Raw genomic sequence first — 23,224 nt, 5'->3', positions numbered from 1 at the left:
ACTTACCTCCCATTTTCCTCAACGAATACGATCGCCGCCAGCGGCGGCAGCGTGATCAGCGCAGACTGGTCCTGCCCATGCCACGGCACGCCCTCGGCCCAGACGCCGCCGAAATTGCCCCGGTTCGCGCCTCCGTAGACCTCGGCGTCGGTATTGATCGCCTCGCGCCAATATCCGCCGCCGGGCAGGCCCAGACGGAAGCCGGTCCGCTCGACTGGCAGCATGTTCAACACGACGACCACGCGCGGGTCGCCGGGGCGGCCGCAGCGCACATAAGAGAACACCGAGTTCGCGGCATCCCCACCGTCAAGCCATTGAAATCCCTCGGGCCGTGTATCGTTCACATGCAGCGCGGGCGTGCCGCGCATCAGCCCGTTCAGATCGCGCACCAGCCACTGGACGCCACGGTGCAGGTCGTCCGCGCACAGGTGCCAGTCCAGCGACTGATCGTGGTTCCACTCGCGCCACTGGGCGAACTCGCAGCCCATGAACAGCAGCTTCTTGCCCGGATGGGTCCACATGAAAGCGTAAAAAGCCCGCAAATTTGCGAACCTTTCCCAATCGTTACCGGGCATCTTCTCAATCATGCTGCCCTTGCCGTGCACGACCTCGTCGTGGCTGATCGGCAGGACGTAATTTTCTGTAAAGGCGTAGTGCAGGCCGAAGGTCATCTGGTGGTGATGATGTTTCCGGTGCACCGGTTCGCGGTGCATGTAATCGAGGGTGTCGTTCATCCACCCCATGTTCCACTTGAACCCGAACCCCAGCCCGTCCTTGTCGACAGGCCGCGACACGCCGTCGAAGGCGGTCGATTCCTCGGCCACGGTCATGATGCCCGGCACCTGCCCGTAGGTGGTGACGTTCATGTTCTGCAACAGCGCGATGGCCTCAAGGTTCTCGCGCCCGCCGTGGATATTCGGGATCCACTCGCCCTCCTTGCGGGAATAGTCACGGTACAGCATCGACGCCACCGCATCGACCCGCAGTCCGTCGACGTGGTATTCCTCTAGCCAGTAAAGCGCGTTCGATATCAGATAGTTGGCAACTTCCTTGCGACCGTAGTTGTAGATCAGGGTGTTCCAGTCCTGATGGAACCCCTCTTTCGGGTCGGCATGTTCGTACAGCGCCGTGCCGTCGAACCGGCCCAGCCCGTGCGGGTCGGTCGGGAAATGCCCCGGCACCCAGTCGAGGATCACGCCCAACCCTTTCGCATGCGCCGCGTTCACCAGCGCGCGAAACTCGTCCGGCAGCCCGTGGCGGATGGTCGGTGCGTACAACCCGATCGGCTGATAACCCCATGACCCGTCGAAAGGAAATTCTGAAATCGGGAGGAATTCCAAGTGGGTGAAGCCCATCCAGTGGGCGTAGTCCACCAGTTCCTCGGCCAGTTCCAGATAGCTCAGCCGCCGCCCGCCGTCCTCGGACCGCCGCCAGCTGCCAAGGTGCACTTCGTAAACCGAAATCGGCGCCTCGATGTTCTGGTGCGCCTGTCGATTGTCCATCCACGCGCCGTCAGACCAGTGCGGCCGGTCGATCCGCCGCACGACCGAGGCATTCGCCGGCGGATGCTCCGACCCAAAGCCCACCGGGTCCGCCTTCATCGGCTGCGGGTGCCCGTCATGCCCAAGAATGTCGTACTTATAGGCCGTGCCCTCGCCCAGCCCGGGTACGAAAATCTCCCAGACCCCCGTCGCACCGCGCCGCCGCATCGGGGTGCGCCGCCCGTCCCAAAGATTGAAGTCACCGACGACGGACACGCGCTGAGCATTGGGCGCCCAAACCGCAAAATGGACGCCATGCGTCCCCTCGTGTTCGATGACATGGGCCCCAAGCGCCTGCCAGATCCGGCGCATTGTGCCTTCGCCCAACAGGTATTCGTCGATCTCGCCCAACACGGGACCGAACCGGTAAGGGTCGTCTTGTTCCCAACTGCCGTCGCTGTTCGAGCACCGCAAAAGATAGGATTTTGCGCGCCCGAACCGACCGCAAAAAAGACCCGGCGCGCCATTCACCGGGCTCAGCTCGGTCTCGGTCGCCTTGCCGGACAGGGCCGTCACCCGCTCTGCCCCCGGGGCGAAAACGGTAAGGGTCCTGTGTCCGTCGATGTCATGCAGGCCAAGAACGCGGAAAGGATCGCCGTGCCGCCCCTCGACGATCGCGCGCGCATCACCGTGGCTCGGACCCTTGGCTTCCGTTTCGGGCATGCGCTCCTCCTTTGAACTCCGTGACTTACATCGCGGACGTCACGTCCCAGATGTCTGCCATGTAACCACGGATTGTCCGGTCAGACGAGAAATAGCCCATGCGCGCCGTATTGCGAGCGGCCATCCGCATCCAATGCCCCTGGTCCTTCCACGCCTGTGCGATGTCGCCCTGCGCCGCGTCGTAGCCGTCGAAGTCGGACGCCACGAGGAAATAGTCGTGGTGCCAAATCCGGTCGAGGATGCCGTGATAGCGTTCAGGATCGCCCGGAGAAAACACCCCTTCCGCAATAAGTTGCAGGACGTCCTTCAGGTTCTGGCTGGCCTCGATGGCCAGCCGCGCGTGGTCCGGGATCCGACGCCGCGCCACCACTTCGGGCGCCGTCAGCCCGAACAAGAAAAAGTTGTCCGCCCCCACCTGTTCGCGGATCTCGACATTCGCCCCATCCAGCGTGCCGACGGTCAAAGCGCCGTTCAGGGCGAATTTCATGTTGCCGGTTCCGGACGCCTCTTTGCCCGCAGTCGAAATCTGTTCGCTGACATCGGCCGCGGGAATCAACCGCTCGGCCATCGAGACGTTGTAGTTCGGCGGGTAAACGACCTTGAGCAGCCCGCGCACTTCGGGATCGGAATTGATCGTGCGGGCGACGTCGTTGATGAAATGGATGATCTCTTTCGCCACCGCGTACCCCGGCGCCGACTTGCCGCCAAAGATGCGAACCTGCGGCACCCAGTCGCCATTCGGGTTCTGCCGAATGCGATGCCACAGACTGACCGTTTGCAGGATATTCAACAGTTGCCGCTTGTACTCGTGGATCCGTTTGATCTGCACGTCGAAGATCGCATCCGGGTCGATCGCAATGTCCATCGTGCCCCGAATCCAGTCGGCCAGCGCCACCTTGTTATGTCGCTTCGCCGCCGAGAACCGCTCGATAAAGCCCGCGTCGTCGATCGCGGGCTCTAACGCCTGCAGTCGGTCAAGGTCAGCTTCCCAGCCCTCTCCGATTGTCTCCGAGATAAGGCCGGACAGCGGCGGGTTCGCAAGCTTCAACCAGCGCCGCGGCGTTATGCCATTCGTTTCGTTCACGATTTTCTCGGGATGCAGCGCGTGCAGATCCGCGAAGACCGTTTCCTTCACCAGTTCTGTGTGCAGCGCGGACACCCCGTTCACCCGGTTCGCCATCACGAAGGCCAGCGTTCCCATCTGAACTTCGTTATTCAAGACAAGCCCCACGGATTTCGGCCGGTTCGGATGCGCCTTGCGGTGGCGATCATCCAAACGCTCAATCAGATCCATGTGTTGGGGCAGCACATTTCCCATCAGCCAGGTCGACCAGCGTTCCAGCGCCTCTGGCAGCAATGTGTGGTTTGTGTAATTCAGCGTCCGCTCCGCGGTGGACGCGGCCTCTTCGAAAGTCAGCCCGCGTACCATCAGCAACCGGATCAGTTCCGGCGACGCGATGGCGGGGTGTGTGTCGTTCAGCTGGATGGCGACATGCTTGGGCAAATCGCGCGCATTGGAATTGGTCGCAAAATACCGCCGCAAAATATCCTGCAGGGCGGCAGACGTCATGAAGTATTCCTGCTTCAGCCGCAGCTCTTTGCCCGCATAGGTCGTGTCATCCGGGTACAGGACCCGGCTGATTGTCCGGGCCAGCGCCTCGGGCTCAGCCGCGGCGGCGTAGTCCCCGGCGTTAAAGCGATCAAGGTCAAACAACTCCGTCGGCTCGGCCGCCCACAATCTAAGCGTGTTCGCCCACTTCCCCTGCCAGCCGACGATCGGCATGTCGTGCGCCGTCGCGATGACCGACTCTGCCGGTTCCCAGAAGTCTCCGTGGACCTGACCCTTGAAGCCTATTTCATAGGCAACTTCCGGGCGCTCGAACTCCCAAGGGTGCTTCTGCCGAAGCCAGTCCTCGGCCGTCTCGGCTTGGCGCCCACCCTCAAACCGTTGTCGAAACAGCCCGTGTTCGTACCGAATTCCATACCCATGCGCCGGGACCCCGATGGTGGAAAGCGAATCCAGGAAGCACGCGGCAAGGCGTCCCAGCCCCCCGTTGCCAAGCGCCGCGTCGGGCTCGTCCGCCACCAATTCGTCAAAGGCGGGACCAACCCCTTTGAGCGCGCGTTCAGCTACATCCCGCAAGCCCAAGTTGATCGCCGCGTCTTCAAGAAGACGCCCGATCAGGAACTCAAGCGACAGATAATAAACGCGTTTTGCCGCCGTTTCGTAGGTTTTGCGCGTCGACGCGAACCACGGTTCAACGATCCTGTCGCGCAACGCGAAGGACATCGCCATGCGCCAGTCGTACAGGCTGGAATGACCCGCGTCCTTGCCCAACGTGTAGGTCAGATGCCACAGAACCGCCTCACGGAGTTCCTCGGGCGTGGTGCCGTCCAGAGCCATGCACAATCTCCCTTGATCCGCAGGGCCCGCCCATGCGGACGCCGCAGCCAAAATGGCCTCACCTCCCTAAGGGTAAGGGTTAGTGGTTATTGGAGCGTCGTCAAATGCTCTCTGTCCGCGTGGCTCTTTCCACGCTTACGCGAAGGGTCGTACGAACTTGCCAGCAGCGAGCAAAGAGACCTAGACCAGCGCGGGAAGACACCGCCTTGGGTTGCACCCACCTGCGCGAGTGACCGCAAAATTTACGCAAAATTCTGAGCCACCCGGGTGGCTGCGCGGTATCGCGCGTGCCCCTCGTCGAAGGCGTCAGACAACGATGTGACCGGCTCCACCTGCCGTTCGATTGTCGGGGGTGGTGCAAGCTCGGCGCCGCCGCCGGTCGCGGCCATCATGGCAAGCCGCGCGGCGCCGAAAGCGCCGCCGAAGTCGCCAGCCACCGGCAGGTCGACAGGCGTCCCAAGCGCGGTCGCGATCGCCTGCAGCCAATAGGTCGACCGCGCACCGCCGCCGACCGCTAGAAGGCTTGCGATATCCGTGCCGGTGGCCGCCAGCGCGTCGCGGCAATCGCGGATCGCGAAGGTCACGCCTTCCAGCACCGCGCGCGTCGCAGCGGCCGTGTCGGTCGCGTGCTCAAGGCCAAGGAAGGCGCCCCGCACCGCTGAGTCGTTCAGCGGCGTACGCTCGCCGCCGAGATACGGGAGAAACGTCGTTTTTCCCGGGGCTTGCAGGTCGGCCAGTGCGCTGGTCAGTGCGGCCGCATCCTGTCCGGCAAGGCGGGCGAACCAATTCAACGCGTCGGTGGCGGCAAGGATCACGCCCATCTGGTGCCACGTGTTCGGCAGCGCGTGACAGAAGGTGTGAACGGCCGTTGCCGGATCGGGGCGATAGCCATCGTTCGCCGCGAACAGCACACCGGAAGTCCCGAGCGAAACGAAGGCCTGCCCTGCCCGCACGACGCCAACGCCGATCGCCGAGGCCGCGTTGTCGCCGCCGCCGCCCGCCACCACGGTATCCGGGCGCAGGCCCCATCTTTGCGCCAATTCCGTGCGCAAGGTGCCAGAGACCTCTGACCCCTCGACCAGCCGCGGCATGTGATCCCGGCCAAGGCCCGACGCGTCCAGCAGGCGGTCGGACCAGTCGCGCGTGCCGGTGTCCAGCCAACTTGTTCCGGCGGCGTCCGACATCTCGCCCACGTGGTCGCCGGTCAGCCAGAGCCGCAAAAAGTCCTTCGGAAGGAGAACTTTCGCAATTTTTGCGAGAGTTTCGGGTTCGTTAAGCTTCAGCCAGGCAAGCTTGGGCGCCGTGAAACCGGGGAACACGATGTTGCCGGTGATCTTTCGCCAAACCGGGTCGGCGTCCATCGCGGCGGCTTCGGCGTGGCTGCGGGTGTCGTTCCACAGGATGCACGGGCGCAAGACTTGGTCGCCGTCATCCAGCAGCGTCGCGCCGTGCATCTGGCCGGACAGACCGATGCCCGCGACCGCACCCAGTTCGTGCTTGGCGGACAGCGCGTCGAACACCGTTTCGGCGGCGTTTATCCAGCTTGCGGGATCCTGCTCGGACCATCCGTCCCGGGGCCGGCTGACCGCCAGCGGCGCTGTGGATTCCGCAAGGATTTCCTGATCTTCGTCGATCAGGACGCCTTTCAGCCCCGAGGTCCCGAGGTCGAGTCCGATGAACATCGCTGTCGCTCCCTGCCCTAGCGCGGCGCCATGCGGATCGCGCCGTCAAGGCGGATGACTTCGCCGTTCAGCATCGCGTTTTCGACGATATGCTTGGCCAGCGCGGCAAACTCTGAAACCTGTCCAAGGCGGGACGGGAACGGAACCTGTTTGCCCAAAGAATCCTGCACATCCTGCGGCAGACCGGCCAGCAGCGGCGTCAGAAAGATGCCGGGAGCGATGGTCGCGACGCGGATGCCGTGCGACGACAGATCGCGCGCCATCGGCAGCGTCATGCCCACGATCCCGCCCTTGGACGCAGAATAGGCGACCTGCCCGATCTGGCCGTCATAAGCCGCGACAGAGGCCGTATTCACGATCACGCCGCGTTCACCGTCGGCGGTCACGGGGTCATTTTGCGACATCAGCAGGGCGGCTTGGCTGGCGCAGTTGAAGCTGCCGATCAGGTTGATCGAGATCGCTTTCGCAAAAAGCGCGGGATCATGCGCTTCGCCACGCGAAACGGTCTTTGCAGCCGGCCCGATGCCAGCGCAATTTACAAGCACTTGCAACCCGTTACCGGCGGCACGCACCGTTTCGATCCCGGCCGCGACGCTTTGCGGATCGGAGACGTCCACCTTGCAGAACGCGCCACCGATCTCTGCCGCTTTTGCGCTGCCAGCCTCTTCGTTCATATCGAAGATGGTGACCTTGGCACCGGCCGCCGCCAGCATCTCGGCAGTTGCCGCACCAAGGCCCGAGGCCGCGCCGGTCACGATCGCGGTCGTTTTGCTGCTGATTTCCAAGTCCGTACCTCCCGATCCTCTTTGCAGTCCGTGCTAGCGCCGCATTCCCTGACGCTCAAGACGTTTCATCGGCCAAGCGACGCTGCGCCGCGTGTCGGGCCGACAGGATCAATGCAGGTTACGTGCAAGCATATGCGCCAGCACTTTCCTGTCGAAACGGGACGTCGGATTTGTACAACCGTGTTAACCAGCCGTTTTCGCGCCCGGCCACCCGCCTCGGAAACCACGATCAAAGCAGTCGAACAGGTGACATATCCTTGTACAAAACGAACAGAAAAACCTGCGAGGCGCGGGGCCACCCATGGTTTTTTTCCCAAATACCAATATATCGCGGGAAAAACGCAAACGCGGCGCCGCGTTCCGCGGATCGCAAAAATTTACATTCCGTTCAGAGGTATACGTTTCCGACACTTTCCCGAAAGCTACATGTGTAAATGCAGCAGGACAGAAGGAACCTGCCTGCGCAGCCGGCGCACATAGCCATGTGCGGGTGGGGGCCTGTCCATCCACGGCTTTGCGCTTTACACCGGGGCGACCGCAAAAGAGGGTCCCGCCTGAATGACGACGGAGACGAATCCCGAAATGGAAGATGTTGTTCCCGGACCGGACACCCAGAAAGCCTTTCGCGACGCCTTGGGCCGTTTCGCGACCGGGGTGACCGTCGTGACGACCGACAGCGAAATCGGGCCGCTTGGCATCACCGCGAACAGTTTCGCCAGCGTTTCGCTGGATCCGCCGCTGGTGCTTTGGTCGCCCGCAAAAAGCTCGCGCCGCTATGAAGCCTTCGCAGAGGCCAAGGAATTTGCGATCCACGTCATCGGCGCGGAGCAGGCCGAAATCTCGGCCCGGTTCTCACGCGATGGCACGGCGTTCGAGGGCTGCGACTGGACGCCCAGCGACCGCGGCGTCCCGTTGCTGAACGGCTGTCTTGCCCGGTTCGAATGCCAGACGGAAGCGACCCATGACGGCGGCGATCACCGTATCGTGGTTGCGCGCGTGCTGCGTGCCAGCTGGCGGGATGGCGCGCCGCTGGTGTTTTCGCAAGGACAGATGGGCCTGTTCGCGCCGCCCGAGATCTAGGGCAAAGACCCGTCCGGGGTCCGGCTTTATCCACAAGGGTTATCCACAGCTGGGCAATGTCAGGGACACTGCCCCTTTCATCCACAGATCCATCCACAGGCCGGTTGGTCACGCAAAGCCATCAGACGACGCAAAGGGCCCGACCGGACCCACCCGGCTGCCCAGTCGGGCGGTCCGGTCAGTCGCAAATGTCAGCGACCCTCGTAGGACGGCGGGCGCTTTTCGAGGAAGGCCATCACGCCCTCTTGGAAGTCACGCGTTTTGCCGCATTCGCCCTGCAACTGCGCCTCGAGCGCAAGTTGGGCGGTCAGGCCGTTGTCGAAACTGTCGCGGATCGCCCGTTTGACATTGCGATAGGCCACCGTCGGACCGTTCGCCAGCCGCGCCGCGCGGGCGCGCCAGTGGTCGTCGAACCCCTCGTCAGGGACCGCTTCCCAGATCATGCCCCACTCGGCCGCCTGCTTCGCCGTCACCGGCTCGGCGAACAGGGCGGCGCCCATCGCACGGGCAAAACCGACCTGCCGCGGCAACCAGTAGGTGCCGCCCGCGTCGGGCAACAGCCCGATCCGGGTGAAGGCCTGAAGGAAGCTGGCGCGTTCGGCCGCGATCACCACGTCGCAGGCCAGAGCAAGGTTCGCCCCCGCCCCCGCCGCCGCGCCGTTCACCGCAGCGATGGTCGGCACCGGGCAGTCGAAGATCGCGCGCAGCATCGGTTCGTATTCGTCGCGCAGAACCCGTTCCAGATCGACGTTCGACGCCCGCGTCGCCCCGTCGCCAAGGTCCTGTCCGGAACAGAATGCGCGGTCGCCGGCGCCGGTCAGCACGATGGCGCGCGCGTCGCGTTCGGCCGATTTCACCGCGTGCAGCAGCTCGGCCCGCATCTGCGTGTTCAGCGCGTTCATCACGTCGGGCCGGTTCAGCGTGATCACCGCCAGCCCGTCCGCCGTGGTCAGTTCGATTGCCTGATAGTCCATGCCGACCCTCCCGTCCTTCGTTGACCGGAGCATACCGGGACCAGACGCGAGGGAAAGCGGAACGCGCCGTCACATCCCCTTACGGCCCGCTCAGTCGTCGAGAATCTGCTTCAGCCGCGCTTCTTCCTCGGCCGACAGCGCCGACGCGGGTTCCGGCGCGGCGGTGCGGCGGCGGATGTACAGGAACCCGACCCCCAAAGCCAACAGCAGCAACACCGGCCCGGCGATCCACAGGAACAGGTTCGCCCCCGTCAGCGTCGGGCGCAGCAGAACGTATTCGCCGTACCGGTCCACGACGAAATCGACCACTTCTTCGTCCGTGTCGCCCTCGACCAGCCGTTCGCGCACCAGAAGCCGCAGGTCGCGGGCAAGGTCTGCATTGGATTCGTCAATCGACTCGTTGCGACAGACAAGACACCGCAGTTCCTTGGAAATCTCTCGGGCGCGCTGTTCCAGCGCGGGGTCGGGCAGCACCTCGTCCGGCTGCACCGCTAGCGCGGGTCCGGCCAGCAGGCACAGGATCAGCAGCAGGCGCTTCATTCTGCGGCCACCGCGCCGGAAACGGCCGATTTGCGCGCACCGGCCGCGACGCGATAGCGGCGGTCTGTCAGCGACAGCAGGCCGCCCAGCGCCATGATGATCGAGCCAGCCCAGATCCAGTTGGCGAAGGGCTTGATGTAGGTGCGCACGGCCCAGCCGCCGCCCTGCTGCGGATCGCCGATCACGACGTAGACGTCCCGCAGGATGCCGCCGTCAATCGCGGCCTCTGTCGTGGGCATGGCCGCCACGGGATAGACGCGTTTCTCGGGGTACAGCGTCGCGACCTCGCGGCCGTCGCGGAACACCCGCATCTCGGCCTGGATCGAGTCGTAGTTCGGCCCGTCGACCTGCGAAACGCGTGCCAGCGTGATCTCGTAGGCGCCGACCGGGAAGGTCTCGCCGATCTGGGCGACGCGGATGTCTTCCTGCTGCCACGCGGTCAGCGCGGCGATGCCGAACATCGTGACGCCAAGCCCCGCGTGCGCGACGGCCTTGCCCCAATCCGCGCGCGGCAGATTCGACAGCCGACGCAGGCGCGAAGACCAGTCGCCCCGCCCGGTGCGGGTGAACAGGTCGACCCCGGCCCCCACCACCAGCCAGACGAACAGCACCATGCCAACCGGCGCCAGCGCGGACCGTCCGGTCTGGACCGCGAAGGTCAGCGCCCCGGCCGCGATCGACAGCGCCAGCACGCCCCACAGGGGCTGCATCGTGCGCCCCAGCTTGGCGCGCTTCCACGGCAGGATCGCCCCGATGGGCAGCACGGCGGCAAGGGCTACGAAGAACGGCGTGAAGGCCATGTTGAAGAACGGCGGCCCAACCGACAGCTTGCGGTCCAGCAACATTTCCCCGACCAGCGGCCAGATGGTGCCGATGAACACGACGAATGCCGCCACGGCCAGCAGGATGTTGTTCAGCACCAGCGCGGATTCGCGGCTGACCAGCGAAAAGACCCCCTTCGCCTCCATCGCCTGCGCACGGGCGGCGAACAGGGTCAGCGCGCCGCCGACGAACACGGCAAGGATGGCAAGGATGAACACGCCCCGCTCGGGGTCGTTGGCGAAGGCATGGACCGAGGTGATCACGCCCGACCGCACGATGAACGTGCCGATCAGCGAGAACCCAAAGGCAAGAATCGCCAGCAGCACGGTCCAGGATTTCAGCGCCTCGCGCTTTTCCACCACGATGGCCGAATGCAGCAGTGCCGCCGCGACCAGCCACGGCATAAAGGATGCGTTTTCCACCGGGTCCCAGAACCAGAAGCCGCCCCAGCCCAACTCGTAATAGGCCCACCACGACCCCAGCGCGATGCCGATGGTCAGGAAGACCCACGCCGCCAGCGTCCACGGGCGGACCCAGCGCGCCCAAGCGGCGTCGATGCGGCCTTCGATCAGGGCGGCGACCGCGAAGGAAAACGCCATCGAAAGGCCGACATAGCCGAGGTACAGAAACGGCGGGTGGAACGCGAGGCCCGGGTCCTGCAACAGCGGGTTCAGGTCCTGCCCGTTCATCGGCGGCACCGCCAGCCGTGTGAAGGGGTTCGACGTGAACAGGATGAACGCGAAGAACGCGAGCGAGATCGAAGACTGCACCGCAAGCACCCGCGCCCGAAGCGCCGGCGGCAGGCCGTTGCCGAACCACGCGGCGCAGGCGCCGAACAGCGTCAGGATCAGCACCCACAGCAGCATCGAGCCTTCGTGGTTCCCCCAGACACCGCTGATCTTGTACAGCATCGGCTTGTCGGTGTGCGAATTCAGCACGACCAGCCGCAGCGAGAAATCCGAAACGACGAAGGCATAGGTCAGCGCCGCGAAGGCCACCGATGTCAGAAGAAACTGCGCGCTGGCAGCGGGTTCGGCCACGGCCATCCAGCCGCGCCAGCCCTTGTGGGCACCGACAAGGGGAACCACGGCCTGCACAAGCGACACGGCGGCGGCGAGAATAAGGGCGAAGTGGCCAAGTTCGACGATCATAGCCCGCTTATAGGGGCCATGCGCCCTGCCGCCAATTCCCTGCGTTCAACTGTCGCGAAGGGTTTATCGAACGGGCGGCGACATGCACGTCCGATCAACTGCCAAGGCTGAAGCCCCCGGCCACCAGATAGGCCATGCCGCCTGTGACCAACCCGCCGACGATCAGCCGCAGGAGCCACTTCAGCGACTCTTCGATCCCGCCCAGCCGATCCTCGACGTTCAGGCGGTGCACCTCGTCCACCGCATCCCGCAATTCAAGGCTTTGCAGGCGTTTCTCGACGCTGCGGCGCCATTCTTCGGTGATCGCAACATCAGCCATTGCCGCGCCTCCATGCATCCAGTGCCGGGTTCGGCCCTTCGCCCGTGGGGGGCAGGTCGGCGGCGGGCGCGACCGAGCCAAAGCCCGACTCCAGCGCCCGAAGCGCGCCGATGTTGCGTTGCACCACCGGGGCGCGCGCCAGCGTCTCGGCGATCGAGCGGTTGAACTCCTGCCCCTTCGCCTGATGCCGCGCGCCGAAATAGAAGGACACGATCGCGCCCAGCAGCCACCACAGGGGTTCGGGCACCAGCGCGATTCCCTGCATCCGGCTGGCGAACCAGATCGGGTCGACCATCGCGGCGACCATCAAGCCCAGCGTTCCCAAGGCCATCGCAGGGCGCGGCACCCGGTTCAGCCCGTCCATCATCCTGTCGAACAGCCCCCGGCGCGGCACCGCGAATTCCGCTGCGAACTGGTCCAGCGTCGCGCCGCGCAACTGGGCCTCGCGCTGTCCGGCGGCCTCGGCGTTCTCGCGGAACACCTCGACCGTGTCGCGCACCACGTTGCGTCCGCCGCCGAACATGGTGTCGAGCGTCCCCTCGATCAGTCCCATCCGGCGGTCCTTTGACGATGCTCGGCGTCGCTAAGGTGGTAGCGGGGCGAGATGAATTCCTCGGCCCGCAGAATCCATCCGCCCTTGCCGCCGTCCCGCCGCCGCGCGAACTTGCGGCTCGCCGGGCGACGGTCGGCCAGCGCATAGTAATAGTTGCGCCGTGCGATGCCGTAGGCGTCTGACAGGTGGCGCGGGGCGCTGGCGTGGGCGATCTGCGCAGCCTCGACGGTCCGTGGACCGATGGCGCCGTCGACGGCCAGCCGATGGCCCATGTCGTTCAGCAGCCGCTGAAGGATGCGCACCGCGTTCGAGCCCGCGTTGACATACATGTCGAACAGGCTGGGCTGCAGCGGTTCGGGCATCTGCCCGATGCCGGGGCGGTAGAAGTAGTCTTTGACGAAGATCTCCCGCGCCTGTGCGCGGGTCAGCCGCCGGACATCCTCGATATCCGTGTCGCCATCGCCGTCGGTGTCGATCCGAAGACCGCGCAACGTGCCAAGCGTCACGCCGAAATTCGTCGGCCCGCCCGGATCATCGGGATCGTTCACGTAACCGCCTTCGCGGGCGATGATCTCGTCCGCTATCTCTTCAACCGAGCGCATGGTCTTCCCCCGCACGAAACTGGATGCGCGGCGGAGGATGTTGAATACGCGTTAAAAAGACGGAAGCTAACCGTTCGGGTCTTCGTAAACGCCCTGTTCCTTCAGCGCGTCGATGACCTCTTTCGGCATGTAGGTCTCGTCGTGCTTGGCAAGGATCTCGGTCGCTTGGAACACGCCGTCGATCAGACGGCCGGTGCCGACCATGCCTTGGCCCTCTTCGAAGAGGTCGGGCAGCACACCGGTGTAAGCCACCGGGATCGACGCGCCGCCGTCGGTGACGCTGAAGGTGATGGTTTCACCCTGCCCGCGCACCAGCGTGCCGTCCTCGACCAGCCCGCCAAGGCGGAACGTCTCGTTCGGCGCCGGGGGTTCCTCTGCCACCTGGCTGGGGGCGCGGAAGAAGTTGATGCCATCGCGCATGGCGTAGCCGATCATCGCGGTCGACAGGGCAAGCGCGACCGCCGCGACAAGGATCACCTGCACGCGGCGTCGCTTCTTGAGGTTTTTCAGTCCGGCCATCGCATGTCTCCACAGTCGCCGCGGACTGTATCACCCAAGCCGCCGGGGCAAACGTTGATCCAACGCAAATTTGCGTTACGGATACAGCGGCGCCAGCATCAGCCCGGCGGTTTCTTCCTCGCCCAGCATCAGGTTCGCGTTCTGGATTGCCTGCCCGGAAGACCCCTTGCACAGGTTGTCCAGCGTCGCGATGACGATCGCGCGCCCGTCGCGCCGGTCGGCGACAACGCCGATGTGGCAGAAGTTCGAGCCGCGCACATGCTTCATCGCCGGGGCGGTGCCGAACGGCAAAACCTCGATGAACGGCTCGTTAGTATAGGCCGATTCCATCGCATCCTGAATGGCTTGCGGGTCGCCCTTCACATAGGCGGTCAGCAGGATTCCGCGCGTCGCCGGGATCAGGTGCGGCGTGAACTGGATCTCGACCTTGCGCCCGGCCAGCTTCGAGAATTCCTGATCGAACTCGCCCAGATGCCGGTGCTTGCCGCCCAGCGAATAGCCAAGCACGTTCTCGTCCATCTCTGCCGCCAGCAGGTGTTCCTTCAGCGACCGCCCGGCCCCCGAGGCCGCGGCTTTCAGGTCGACGATGATTTCGTCAAGGTCGATCACCCCGGCAGAGATCAGCGGCCGCAGGGCGAATTGCCCTGTCGCGGCGTTGCAGCCGGTGCCCGCGACCAGCCGCGCCGTGCGGATACCGTCCCGGTAGAACTCGGTCAGGCCATAGACGGCCTGTTTCTGCAGCTCTGTCGCGGCATGGGGCTGGCCGTACCATTTCTGATAGGCATCCGGGTCGCGCAGACGGAAGTCGGCGGACAGGTCGACCACTTTAACATCGGCTGGCAAGTCCTTGATGACCGCCTGAGATGTTGCGTGGGGCAGCGCGCAGAAACACAGGTCGATCTTCGAGAAATCGATCTGGTCGATGGTGACAAGGTCCGGCAGATCGAGATGGCGCAGGTGCGGATACACCTCGGCCATCTTCATGCCGGCCTTACGGTCGGCAGACAGCGCGGCGATCCGGAACGACGGATGCGTCGCGATCAGCCTGACAAGTTCGGCCCCGGTGTATCCGGAAGCCCCGAGAATGGCGATATTGTGGGTCATGATCCTGCCCTCGCAAAGTTGTCCAGTTGATGGGCGAGCGAGGGAAAGGATTCAACCGGAATCTGCCTCGCCGCGTCGGTCTGAAGAAGGCCGGGGCCGATGCCCCGGCGGCTTCGATCAGCGACGTCGGCGTCGGGCAGCAGCGGCGCCGAACAGCGCAAGCGCACCGCCCAGCATCAGGCCGGCGGCGGGCACGGGCACCGCGCTGGCCTCGGCCGCCGGGGTCGAGGCCGGCTTGTTGGAGCTGAAGTTGTAGGCCAGATCCGTGCCGTGGGTGAAGTACATCGCAAGGTACAGCTCACCCCCGAACGAGTCGCCCAGCATGATCTCGAGGCTGTCGTTCAGGTCGTAATAGGTGGTGGCGAAATCGCCGCCGTTCTGACCGTCCCAACCCCATTGGAAGGGCGTTTCGCTATAACGGATGCCGCCACCTGCAGAGTACGAATAATCCGCGCCGGACGGGCCCTCGAAGCTGAAGGACAGCGTCTGTGCACCCGTGGCAAGACCGCTGAGGAACAGGATGTCGAACTGGTTGCCGGCACCGGTGCCGATGACAGAGGTGACGCCCGGTTCAAGCACCGTCGGCGCGGACCAGTCGGACGAGAATTCGCCCACGTCGGCTTCGGTCACGGTAACGGCGTGCCCGGCGGACGCGGCAATGGTCAATGAGAACGCCAGTGCGGTCACTGGCAGTGGCTTGAAGCCCAGCATATCAAGAATTCCTAAACAGGCGGCGCTCCCACCCCGGGCGCGCATTCGCTTGATGCCGATCTATGGAACGCTGACGCGCCGCGTAAGGGTCGGCGGTTTCTACGTCGCGTAACAAGGAAACAATCCGGCTACGCGGAAGTGAATCCGATCTTTCGTCGCAAAAATCGCGTCGCCTGGTTCGACACTTTACGCGGATCGCCCGTGGTCAGGAACAGCGACTCGGTGCCTTCGCCCTTCATCTCGGGGTGCCGGCCAAGATAGTCGGCAAGGCTTGCCGCAACCAGTTGGGGTTGGCTGTAAACATCGACACCCGCTCCCAGCGCATCGCGGAACACGTCCTCGACCAGCGGGTAGTGGGTGCAGCCCAGAACCGCCGCGTCGGGGTCGGGCATCTTGCGCAAAAGCGCGTCGACATGCGACCGCACCAGCGCCTCTGCAAGGATCATGTCGCCTTCTTCGATCGCGTCGACCACGCCGCCGCAGCTTTGCGCCTCGACGTCGACGCCGATGGCGCGGAACGCCAGCTCGCGCTGGAAGGCCCGGCTGCGGACGGTGGCCGGGGTCGCGAACAGGGCGACGTGCTTTACCTTGACCTCGCGCGGGGGGCTGTTGTCGCCCCACTGGCGTTCGGTCAGCGACTCGATCAGCGGCACGAAGACACCCAGCACCCGCTTGTCGCGCGGCACCCAGCCTTCCTGCATTCGGCGCAGCGCGGCGGCGCTGGCGGTGTTGCAGGCAAGGATCACAAGGTTGCAGCCCGCATCGAACAACCGCTGCACGCCCTGCGTGGTCAGTTGGTAGATGTCCTCGGGGTCACGCACACCGTAAGGCGTGTTGATGTTGTCGCCGTAATAGACGAACGGCACATCGGGCATCGCCCGCGTGACGGCGTCCAGTACGGTCAGGCCCCCAAGCCCGCTATCGAAAATCCCGACGGCCAATGCGTTGCCCTGCCCTAAGCGCGATACTTTTCCTCGAACTCGAACCCGTATCCGGTGGATCTGAGCGGTCGTGGGGACAGGGCATACGTCCGCTTGCGAAGAAAATCCATCATCGATTTCGGATTGTCGCGATAGCGGTCAAGTTCCGCCCGCGGGATCGGTTCGCCGACCGCGATCCGGACCGGATCGTCGACGCGCATCCGGAACTCGTTGATCAGCAGCGCCATCCGCAAAGTGTAATGCAGGTGGCTGGCGATCTGGAACAGGCGCGAGTTGTGACCGTCAAAATAGACCGGCACCACGGCCGCGTCCGATTTTGCGATCATTTTTGCGGTGAAACCGCGCCACAACGGGTCCAGCGGCTGTCCGAACGGCTTGGGCGCGGTCGCGACCGTTCCGCCCGGAAACACCCCGATTGCCCCGCCCGCCGACAGATAGTCCAGCGCGGTCCGCCGGGTCTCGACGTTCTGGCGCACGGCTTCTTTCGTCTCGTCGAACGCCACCGGCAGAATCACGCGGTTCAGCTCTTCCGCCTTGCGAAACACCCGGTGCGCGAGGATACGGAAATCCCCGCGCGCAAGGCTCAGGATATGACCCATCATCAGCCCGTCGAGGATGCCGTAGGGATGGTTCGAGATCAGGATAAGCGGCCCCTGCGCCGGGATGTTGTTCAGGCTGCCCGAAACCACATCAAGGCTTAGTCCGTAGCGGTCGACCATGACCTGCCAGAAATCGCGCCCGTTCGCGACCTCGCGGTCATAGCCCCGCGCCCGACGGATCAGGTGCATCCGGCCAGTCGCGTTCTCCAACAGGCGGATGACCGCCCGGCCGCTTTTGGTACGGGCCGAACTGGCATAGCTGATGTCGCGGGCGATGTGACGGGTGGTGGCCATGCGCGGTCCTCTGGTTGGCCGGGAAGGACTGGAACGCCCTTCCCGCACCGCGCATCATGTGACGCCCGCGCAACGATATGATGACAGATCGCCGGTTACTCGGCCGCCTGCTTATAGCCATCGTCGCCGCGCTTCAGCGCATCCAGCAGTTCTTCGCGCCGCTTGGCCGCCTTCGCCTCGTTCGCCTCTTTCACCGGGCCATAGCCGCGAATTTGCAGGGGAAGCTCGGCAAGCGCCACCGCCGCCTCGGGATTACGGTCGGCCTGTTCCATCAGCAGGGCCATGTCGGCTTCGTACTGCTTGATCAGCGCCCGCTCCATCTTGCGTTCCGGCAGACGGCCGAACGGGTCGAAGGGCGTGCCGCGCAGAACCTTCATCTTCGACAGGATGCGGAACCCGCGCATCATCCCGGGGCCGAACTGCCGCTTTTCGGGACGCCCGTCCTTGCCGGTCTTGGCCATGATCGGCGGGGCAAGGTGGAAGGACATGCGGAAATCGCCATCGAAGGACTCGCGCGCCTTCGCCTCGGTCTCCAGATGCATCCGGGCGACCTCGTATTCGTCCTTGTAGGCCAGCAACTTGTGATAGCCCTTGGCCACCGCCTCGCGCAGTTTCGGATCTTCGAACCGTTCGACGGCCTTGCGATACTTCGCCGCCAGACGGCCCGACTGGTACTTGACCAACTGGTCGGCGCGGAAGGCGATCTTGTCGTCCAGCGACTTGGGCAGGGCCACCACCTTCGGATGCGACAGGGTCGCCGCCTCTTCCGGGTTCAGCACCGCCCAGCGCCCGATCTCGAACGCGCGCTTGTTGCGCTCTGCCGCGGCGCCGTTCATCTCGATCGCCCGCAGGATCGCTTCCAGCGAGATCGGGACGAAGCCCCGCTGCCATGCCGCCCCGAAGACGATCATGTTGGAAAAGATCGTGTCACCCATCGCCGCCTTGGCCAGATCCGTCGCGTCGAACAGGCTGAGCCGGTCGCGCATCCGCGCCTCGAGCGCGACCGAAAGCCGGTCGATCGGCAGGCGGAACTCGGTGTTGCGGGTGAAATCGCCGGTCATGATCTCGTGGCTGTTGACCACGGCGCCGGTGCGGCCCGTCTTGGTCAGGCCCAGCGTCTTGGCCCCGGCGCTGACCACAAGGTCGCCCCCGATCAGCGCGTCGGCCTCGCCCGTCGCCACGCGGATCGCGGTGATCGCTTCCGGCGTCTCGGCGATACGGCAGTGGATGTGAACCGCCCCGCCCTTTTGCGCCAGCCCCGCCATCTCCATCATGCCGGCGGCCTTGCCGTCCAGATGCGCGGCCATCGCCATGACCGCACCGATGGTCACGACCCCCGTGCCGCCGACGCCGGTGATGACGATGTTGTGGGTGCCGTCGATGGTGCCGATCTGGGGCTCGGGAAGCTCGCCGGTGTCCAGTTCCACCGTCGCGGCCTTCTTCGGCGTCGCGCCTTCCAGTGTCACGAAGGACGGGCAAAAGCCCTTGAGGCAGCTGAAGTCCTTGTTGCAGCTTGACTGGTCGATCGCCCGCTTGCGGCCAAGCTCGGTCTCTTCCGGCACGATGGCCACGCAGTTCGACTGCACGCCGCAGTCGCCGCAGCCCTCGCAGACATCGGTGTTGATGAAGACCCGCTTGTCGATATCCGGGAACGTACCGCGCTTGCGCCGGCGGCGTTTCTCTGCGGCGCAGGTCTGGATGTAGACAATGGCCGACACGCCCTTGTAACCGGCGAAGGTCTTCTGAACCTCGGGCAGCGCGTCCCGCTCGTGGATCGGGACACCCTTCGGAAAGGCGGATTTGTCGACGTCTTCCTTCTCGTCATAGACCACGGCCACGTTGCGCACGCCCATCGCCACCAGTTCCCGGACGATCTGGTCGGCCTGCAGCCCGCCGTCGTTCGCCTGACCGCCCGTCATGGCGACGGCGTCGTTGTACAGGATCTTATAGGTGATGTTGGTCCCCGCCATCAGCGCGAAGCGGATCGCCTGCACGCCCGAGTGGTTGTAGGTCCCGTCGCCAAGGTTCTGGAACACATGGTCGGTGGTCGAGAACGGCGCCTCGCCGACCCAGTTCGCCCCTTCGGCCCCCATGTGGGTGAAGCCTGCGGTCTCGCGGTCCATCCACTGCGCCATGAAATGACAGCCGATGCCCGCGTAGGCGCGGCTGCCGTCCGGCACCTTGGTCGAGCTGTTGTGCGGACAGCCAGCGCAGTAGTACGGCAGACGCGCGGCGATCTCTTCGGCGTTGTCGGCCTTTTTCGCGTCAAGGATGGTCTGAAGCCCCGCGCGAATGCGGTCGGTGCCCCGGCCTTCCTCGATCAGGATGTCGCCCAGCTTCTCGGCGATCATCACCGGGTCCAGCGCATAGTGGACGGGGAACAGCTCTTCGCTGTGCATCCCGCCTGCACCGCCCTTGTGCCCGCCATAGACGCGGCGGCCGCGCCGGTCGTCGAAGATCGCTTCCTTGATCTGGACCTCGATCAGCTTGCGCTTCTCTTCGACCACCACGATCAGGTCCAGACCCTCGGCCCAGTCGTGGAACCCCTTCATGTCCATCGGCCACGTCTGGCCCACCTTGTAGGTGGTGATGCCCAGCCGTTCCGCCTCGGCCTCGTCGATGCCCAGCAGCGTCAGCGCGTGAACAAGGTCGAGCCAGTTCTTCCCGGCCGCCACGAAGCCGATCTTCGCGCCGGGTTTGCCCCAGACGCGCCGATCGATGCCGTTGGCGCGGGCGAAGGCCTCTGCCGCGTATCGTTTGTAATCCGTCATCCGCTGTTCCTGCGGATTCCAGTGGTCGCCCAGCCGAATGTTCAGCCCGCCGTCGGGCAGGTCGAACTCGGGCAGGACAAAGCTCATGCGATCCGGGCGGCCATCCACCACGGCGGTGGTTTCAACCGTGTCCTTGATCAGCTTGAGCCCGGTCCACAGGCCGGAAAAGCGGCTCAGCGCATAGCCGTACAGGCCGAAGTCCAGAATCTCCTGCACGCCAGCCGGGGACAGCACCGGGATATAGGCGTCGACGGCAGCCCAGTCGGACTGGTGGCAGACGGTCGAGCTTTCGCCGGTGTGGTCGTCGCCCAAGGCCATGATCACACCGCCGTTCCGCGACGACCCGGCCATGTTCGCATGCCGCATCACGTCGCCCGACCGGTCGACGCCGGGGCCCTTGCCGTACCAAAGGCCAAAGACCCCGTCGAAACGGCCCTCCCCGCGCAGTTCGGCCTGCTGGGTGCCCCACAGGGCCGTGGCGGCGAGATCCTCGTTCAGGCCGGGCTGGAACTTGATGTCGGATGCCTCTAGCGCGTCCTTGGCGCGCGCCATCGTCATGTCCACCGCGCCCAGCGGCGATCCACGATAGCCCGTGACATAGCCCGCCGTATTCAGCCCGGCGGCCCGGTCGCGGGCCTTCTGCATCAGCAACAAACGGACCAGCGCCTGCGTCCCGTTCAGAAGTACGGGCGACTTTTCAAGGTCGAACCGGTCGTGAAGTGTCACGTCCTGGCGCATTGCTGGGTGCCTCTCGTTTAGCTAGAATTCAATGGTACCATAGGTCATACACGTTGACCTACAAAATGAATTTACTGGTTGCTACCGGGGGCGGTTCCTGCCTAACCCCTCGGTAACAATACTCCTATATCGAGATGCAAACAGGGTCGGCCCGCGGAAAATGGACTGGGACAAGCTTAGAATATTCCACGCAGTGGCGGACGCCGGATCGTTGACACACGCCGGTGAAACCTTGCACCTCAGCCAGTCTGCGGTCTCTCGGCAGATCCGCGCGCTTGAGGAAAGTCTGAACGCCACGCTGTTCCACCGCCACGCGCGGGGCCTGATTCTTACAGAGCAGGGTGAACTGCTGTTTGACGCCACGTCGGCGATGGTGCGCCGCCTTGATACGGCCGAGGCGCGGATCCGCGATTCCAAGGAAGAAGTGTTCGGTGAACTTCGCGTCACCGCCACCACGGGATTCGGGTCGCTGTGGCTCGCGCCGCGCTTGCCGACCCTGTATTCCAGCTATCCCGACCTGAAGATCGACCTGATGCTGGAAGAACGCGTGCTGGACCTTCCGATGCGCGAGGCCGACGTTGCCATCCGCATGAAGGAACCCAGCCAGGCCGACCTGATCCGCCGCCGTCTGATGGGTGTGCGGATGCGCCTGTACGCCTCGCCCAAGTATCTCGAATCCGCCGGCACGCCGAAGCGGATGTCGGACATCTCGATGCACCGGCTGATCTGCCAGAACCCGACGTCCCATCAGGTGTCGGCCGGGGTCAGCCTGATTTCGCAACTGATGACGCACGACGTCCGGTCGCTGCTGACGGTGAACAACTATTTCGGCGTGCTGCAGGGCGTCCTCAGCAATCTCGGCATCGGCGTGCTGCCCGATTACCTTCTTGAAGACTTCCCCGAGATGGTGCGCGTCCTGCCGGACATTGAATCGAACGAGGTTCCGGTGTTCCTCGCCTACCCCGAGGAATTGCGCAATTCCAAGCGGATCGCGGCCTTCCGTGACTTCGTGACCGAGGAAATCATCGCCTACCGGAAACGTCGCACGGACGAGGATGCAGGCTGACCTCGGCCACACATGCACACACCTCATAGCGGCCTTGCGCCGCACCGTTCACAAACTGCTTGATCCGCAGGCATCGCCCGCATATTTGCACATCGAAGACGCGGCGGACCGATTTATTCACCCCGCTTCTTTACCTCCCTGTTGGACTTGGCCGGGCCTTGTGCCCGGCCTCTTTTTTCCGGAACGTCCCGAGTCGGCAGTCCTTGCGACGCCCCGTGACACCGTCCTGATCCGGCACCGCCAACGCCCACCCATTCATCAAAGACGCGCCCCCGGACCGCGGAAACCTGCCATGCGACGCGACCGACGCGGCCGCACGTAGAGGAAGGCATGGAACCCGCGAATTCTCGCTGACGCCCAGCGGCCGATCCGGCGCGATCCTGCCGCGCTGCGGCGCCCCGGGTTGCGGCAGCCCCGTTTCGCGACAGATGCATTGGACACGGCGGATCCGCTTGGGTCCGACATTCTGGAAACAGCCAAGGAGGCTCACCATGAACACCGGCAAGACCATCCTCTGCTCGACCGCGATCGCCACGCTTCTCGCAGGCGCGGCCACCGCTCAGACGCTGACCGACCCCGCAGGCGAAACGACCGAGACGACCGGCGACGTGCTTGCGCAGACGTCGGATACGATGGACGAGGCCGTGACGGACACCGGCGACGTGGTGGACGACACCGTCGCTGCGACCGAGACCCCGATGGAGGGCAGCGACATGGAGGCCGACGCCGAGCAGGGAATCGTGCTGTCCGCCGACGCCGAACCCATCGGCACCGTGCAAGAGGTGCAAACCCTTGCGTCGGGCCAGACTGCCCTTGTGATCGCGCTGGACGAAAGCCTTGACCTGCCGGTCGACCACGTCCGGATCGCCGCCGAGGAAGAAGCCGACGGGTCCTATGAACTGGCTATGTCCCGTACACAGTTCATCAACGCGGTGAATGCCCAGTTCGAAGCGCAGACCAACTGATCCTGCGCCAGCAAAGACCGGGGCCGATTAGGCCCCGGTTAATCCGGATCTGCGACAACCTTCGGGAATCACACTGATTCCTCTGCCGGCAGGACGCTGGCGGATGACCTGGAAGAAATCCGGAGGATTCCAGATGAACGGAAAACTATTGTGCCACGCCGCCCTTCTTGCATCGTTTGTTGCAGGGGCGGCCGTTGCGCTTGAAGGCCGGGTGACCGTCGGCAATATCGTCGAACCGGCATCCCTGTTGCCAAGCCCCACCGACACAACCGCCCATCGGGCAAATGCCACGGCGGGCCTTGCCGACATCGACGGCGCCGCACTTGCGATAAAGGCGGTCGCCTCTGCGGGCTACCAGCCGCCGGCCACCACGCGACTGAACTGACCCCGCGCATGGGGC

General features: G+C 64.5%; 20 protein-coding genes. 4 read left to right on the top strand and 16 right to left on the bottom strand.

Annotated features, from left to right (window positions below):
• Positions 1 to 2: 2 nt before the first annotated feature.
• The 4 genes from glgB to P1K30_RS15465 all read right to left on the bottom strand — a co-directional run bounded on the left by glgB (position 3) and on the right by P1K30_RS15465 (position 7,075).
• Positions 3 to 2,204 (bottom strand): 1,4-alpha-glucan branching protein GlgB, encoded by a 2,202-nt coding sequence (gene glgB, locus P1K30_RS15480; RefSeq protein ID WP_275633668.1) that lies wholly within the window; start codon positions 2,202 to 2,204, stop codon positions 3 to 5.
• A gap of 25 nt (positions 2,205 to 2,229) precedes the next feature.
• Complete coding sequence (locus P1K30_RS15475) at positions 2,230 to 4,608, bottom strand: glycogen/starch/alpha-glucan phosphorylase (protein ID WP_275633667.1); 2,379 nt, start codon at positions 4,606 to 4,608, stop codon at positions 2,230 to 2,232.
• A 242-nt stretch (positions 4,609 to 4,850) separates the two neighbouring features.
• Positions 4,851 to 6,290, bottom strand: coding sequence for a xylulokinase (xylB, locus tag P1K30_RS15470; protein ID WP_275633666.1), 1,440 nt, complete (start codon positions 6,288 to 6,290; stop codon positions 4,851 to 4,853).
• Positions 6,291 to 6,307: 17 nt separating this feature from the next.
• Positions 6,308 to 7,075, bottom strand: coding sequence for an SDR family NAD(P)-dependent oxidoreductase (locus tag P1K30_RS15465; protein ID WP_275633665.1), 768 nt, complete (start codon positions 7,073 to 7,075; stop codon positions 6,308 to 6,310).
• Between the two features lie 558 nt (positions 7,076 to 7,633).
• Between P1K30_RS15465 and P1K30_RS15460 the strand changes: the two genes are divergently transcribed.
• Positions 7,634 to 8,155, top strand: a complete 522-nt coding sequence (locus P1K30_RS15460; protein ID WP_275633664.1) for a flavin reductase family protein — start codon at positions 7,634 to 7,636, stop codon at positions 8,153 to 8,155.
• A 191-nt stretch (positions 8,156 to 8,346) separates the two neighbouring features.
• Here P1K30_RS15460 and P1K30_RS15455 read toward each other — a convergent pair whose 3' ends face one another.
• The 12 genes from P1K30_RS15455 to P1K30_RS15400 all read right to left on the bottom strand — a co-directional run bounded on the left by P1K30_RS15455 (position 8,347) and on the right by P1K30_RS15400 (position 20,793).
• Entirely contained in the window at positions 8,347 to 9,129 is a 783-nt protein-coding gene (locus P1K30_RS15455; RefSeq protein ID WP_275633663.1) for an enoyl-CoA hydratase-related protein, read from the bottom strand.
• Between the two features lie 90 nt (positions 9,130 to 9,219).
• Complete coding sequence (locus tag P1K30_RS15450; protein WP_275633662.1) at positions 9,220 to 9,669, bottom strand: cytochrome c-type biogenesis protein; 450 nt, start codon at positions 9,667 to 9,669, stop codon at positions 9,220 to 9,222.
• Positions 9,666 to 11,642, bottom strand: a complete 1,977-nt coding sequence (locus tag P1K30_RS15445; RefSeq protein ID WP_275633661.1) for a heme lyase CcmF/NrfE family subunit — start codon at positions 11,640 to 11,642, stop codon at positions 9,666 to 9,668. Before P1K30_RS15445 ends, P1K30_RS15450 begins: the two co-directional genes overlap by 4 nt.
• Before the next feature lie 94 nt (positions 11,643 to 11,736).
• Positions 11,737 to 11,961: a pseudouridine synthase gene (locus P1K30_RS15440; protein WP_275633660.1), complete on the bottom strand. Its 225-nt coding sequence runs from the start codon at positions 11,959 to 11,961 to the stop codon at positions 11,737 to 11,739.
• On the bottom strand, positions 11,954 to 12,514 hold the full coding sequence (locus tag P1K30_RS15435) for a holin family protein (RefSeq protein ID WP_275633659.1): 561 nt from the start codon (positions 12,512 to 12,514) through the stop codon (positions 11,954 to 11,956). The genes P1K30_RS15440 and P1K30_RS15435 overlap by 8 nt, the downstream gene beginning before the upstream one ends.
• On the bottom strand, positions 12,505 to 13,116 hold the full coding sequence (locus tag P1K30_RS15430) for a holin-associated N-acetylmuramidase (RefSeq protein WP_275633658.1): 612 nt from the start codon (positions 13,114 to 13,116) through the stop codon (positions 12,505 to 12,507). The genes P1K30_RS15435 and P1K30_RS15430 overlap by 10 nt, the downstream gene beginning before the upstream one ends.
• Before the next feature lie 66 nt (positions 13,117 to 13,182).
• Complete coding sequence (gene ccmE / locus P1K30_RS15425) at positions 13,183 to 13,635, bottom strand: cytochrome c maturation protein CcmE (protein ID WP_275633657.1); 453 nt, start codon at positions 13,633 to 13,635, stop codon at positions 13,183 to 13,185.
• Between the two features lie 75 nt (positions 13,636 to 13,710).
• On the bottom strand, positions 13,711 to 14,739 hold the full coding sequence (gene argC, locus P1K30_RS15420; protein ID WP_275633656.1) for an N-acetyl-gamma-glutamyl-phosphate reductase: 1,029 nt from the start codon (positions 14,737 to 14,739) through the stop codon (positions 13,711 to 13,713).
• A 117-nt stretch (positions 14,740 to 14,856) separates the two neighbouring features.
• Positions 14,857 to 15,450: a hypothetical protein gene (locus P1K30_RS15415; protein ID WP_275633655.1), complete on the bottom strand. Its 594-nt coding sequence runs from the start codon at positions 15,448 to 15,450 to the stop codon at positions 14,857 to 14,859.
• A gap of 128 nt (positions 15,451 to 15,578) precedes the next feature.
• Positions 15,579 to 16,391: a glutamate racemase gene (locus P1K30_RS15410; RefSeq protein ID WP_275633654.1), complete on the bottom strand. Its 813-nt coding sequence runs from the start codon at positions 16,389 to 16,391 to the stop codon at positions 15,579 to 15,581.
• A 14-nt stretch (positions 16,392 to 16,405) separates the two neighbouring features.
• Entirely contained in the window at positions 16,406 to 17,284 is an 879-nt protein-coding gene (locus tag P1K30_RS15405; RefSeq protein WP_275633653.1) for a lysophospholipid acyltransferase family protein, read from the bottom strand.
• A 95-nt stretch (positions 17,285 to 17,379) separates the two neighbouring features.
• The gene (locus tag P1K30_RS15400; protein WP_275633652.1) at positions 17,380 to 20,793 is read right to left on the bottom strand and encodes an indolepyruvate ferredoxin oxidoreductase family protein; all 3,414 of its coding nucleotides are present in this window, start codon (positions 20,791 to 20,793) and stop codon (positions 17,380 to 17,382) included.
• Positions 20,794 to 20,953: 160 nt separating this feature from the next.
• Between P1K30_RS15400 and P1K30_RS15395 the strand changes: the two genes are divergently transcribed.
• The 3 genes from P1K30_RS15395 to P1K30_RS15385 all read left to right on the top strand — a co-directional run bounded on the left by P1K30_RS15395 (position 20,954) and on the right by P1K30_RS15385 (position 23,209).
• Entirely contained in the window at positions 20,954 to 21,859 is a 906-nt protein-coding gene (locus P1K30_RS15395; protein ID WP_275633651.1) for a LysR family transcriptional regulator, read from the top strand.
• A gap of 491 nt (positions 21,860 to 22,350) precedes the next feature.
• On the top strand, positions 22,351 to 22,824 hold the full coding sequence (locus tag P1K30_RS15390) for a hypothetical protein (RefSeq protein WP_275633650.1): 474 nt from the start codon (positions 22,351 to 22,353) through the stop codon (positions 22,822 to 22,824).
• Positions 22,825 to 22,927: 103 nt separating this feature from the next.
• Positions 22,928 to 23,209 (top strand): hypothetical protein, encoded by a 282-nt coding sequence (locus tag P1K30_RS15385; RefSeq protein WP_275633649.1) that lies wholly within the window; start codon positions 22,928 to 22,930, stop codon positions 23,207 to 23,209.
• Positions 23,210 to 23,224 lie beyond the last annotated feature (15 nt).

The sequence above is a fragment of the Psychromarinibacter halotolerans genome, assembly GCF_029168315.1.
Lineage (GTDB): Bacteria > Pseudomonadota > Alphaproteobacteria > Rhodobacterales > Rhodobacteraceae > Psychromarinibacter > Psychromarinibacter halotolerans.
Note: the sequence above shows the minus strand (reverse complement) of the source record. Positions and strands in the feature narration are given on the sequence as shown.

Excerpts from the sequence above, each read along its gene's own strand:
- glgB (WP_275633668.1), bottom strand. The coding sequence starts at position 2,204 with ATGCCCGAAACGGAAGCCAAGGGTCCGAGCCACGGTGATGCGCGCGCG.
- P1K30_RS15475 (WP_275633667.1), bottom strand. The coding sequence starts at position 4,608 with ATGGCTCTGGACGGCACCACGCCCGAGGAACTCCGTGAGGCGGTTCTG.
- xylB (WP_275633666.1), bottom strand. The coding sequence starts at position 6,290 with ATGTTCATCGGACTCGACCTCGGGACCTCGGGGCTGAAAGGCGTCCTG.
- P1K30_RS15460 (WP_275633664.1), top strand. The coding sequence starts at position 7,634 with ATGACGACGGAGACGAATCCCGAAATGGAAGATGTTGTTCCCGGACCG.
- P1K30_RS15455 (WP_275633663.1), bottom strand. The coding sequence starts at position 9,129 with ATGGACTATCAGGCAATCGAACTGACCACGGCGGACGGGCTGGCGGTG.
- P1K30_RS15450 (WP_275633662.1), bottom strand. The coding sequence starts at position 9,669 with ATGAAGCGCCTGCTGCTGATCCTGTGCCTGCTGGCCGGACCCGCGCTA.
- P1K30_RS15445 (WP_275633661.1), bottom strand. The coding sequence starts at position 11,642 with ATGATCGTCGAACTTGGCCACTTCGCCCTTATTCTCGCCGCCGCCGTG.
- P1K30_RS15440 (WP_275633660.1), bottom strand. The coding sequence starts at position 11,961 with ATGGCTGATGTTGCGATCACCGAAGAATGGCGCCGCAGCGTCGAGAAA.
- P1K30_RS15435 (WP_275633659.1), bottom strand. The coding sequence starts at position 12,514 with ATGGGACTGATCGAGGGGACGCTCGACACCATGTTCGGCGGCGGACGC.
- P1K30_RS15430 (WP_275633658.1), bottom strand. The coding sequence starts at position 13,116 with ATGCGCTCGGTTGAAGAGATAGCGGACGAGATCATCGCCCGCGAAGGC.
- ccmE (WP_275633657.1), bottom strand. The coding sequence starts at position 13,635 with ATGGCCGGACTGAAAAACCTCAAGAAGCGACGCCGCGTGCAGGTGATC.
- argC (WP_275633656.1), bottom strand. The coding sequence starts at position 14,739 with ATGACCCACAATATCGCCATTCTCGGGGCTTCCGGATACACCGGGGCC.
- P1K30_RS15415 (WP_275633655.1), bottom strand. The coding sequence starts at position 15,450 with ATGCTGGGCTTCAAGCCACTGCCAGTGACCGCACTGGCGTTCTCATTG.
- P1K30_RS15405 (WP_275633653.1), bottom strand. The coding sequence starts at position 17,284 with ATGGCCACCACCCGTCACATCGCCCGCGACATCAGCTATGCCAGTTCG.
- P1K30_RS15400 (WP_275633652.1), bottom strand. The coding sequence starts at position 20,793 with ATGCGCCAGGACGTGACACTTCACGACCGGTTCGACCTTGAAAAGTCG.
- P1K30_RS15395 (WP_275633651.1), top strand. The coding sequence starts at position 20,954 with ATGGACTGGGACAAGCTTAGAATATTCCACGCAGTGGCGGACGCCGGA.
- P1K30_RS15390 (WP_275633650.1), top strand. The coding sequence starts at position 22,351 with ATGAACACCGGCAAGACCATCCTCTGCTCGACCGCGATCGCCACGCTT.
- P1K30_RS15385 (WP_275633649.1), top strand. The coding sequence starts at position 22,928 with ATGACCTGGAAGAAATCCGGAGGATTCCAGATGAACGGAAAACTATTG.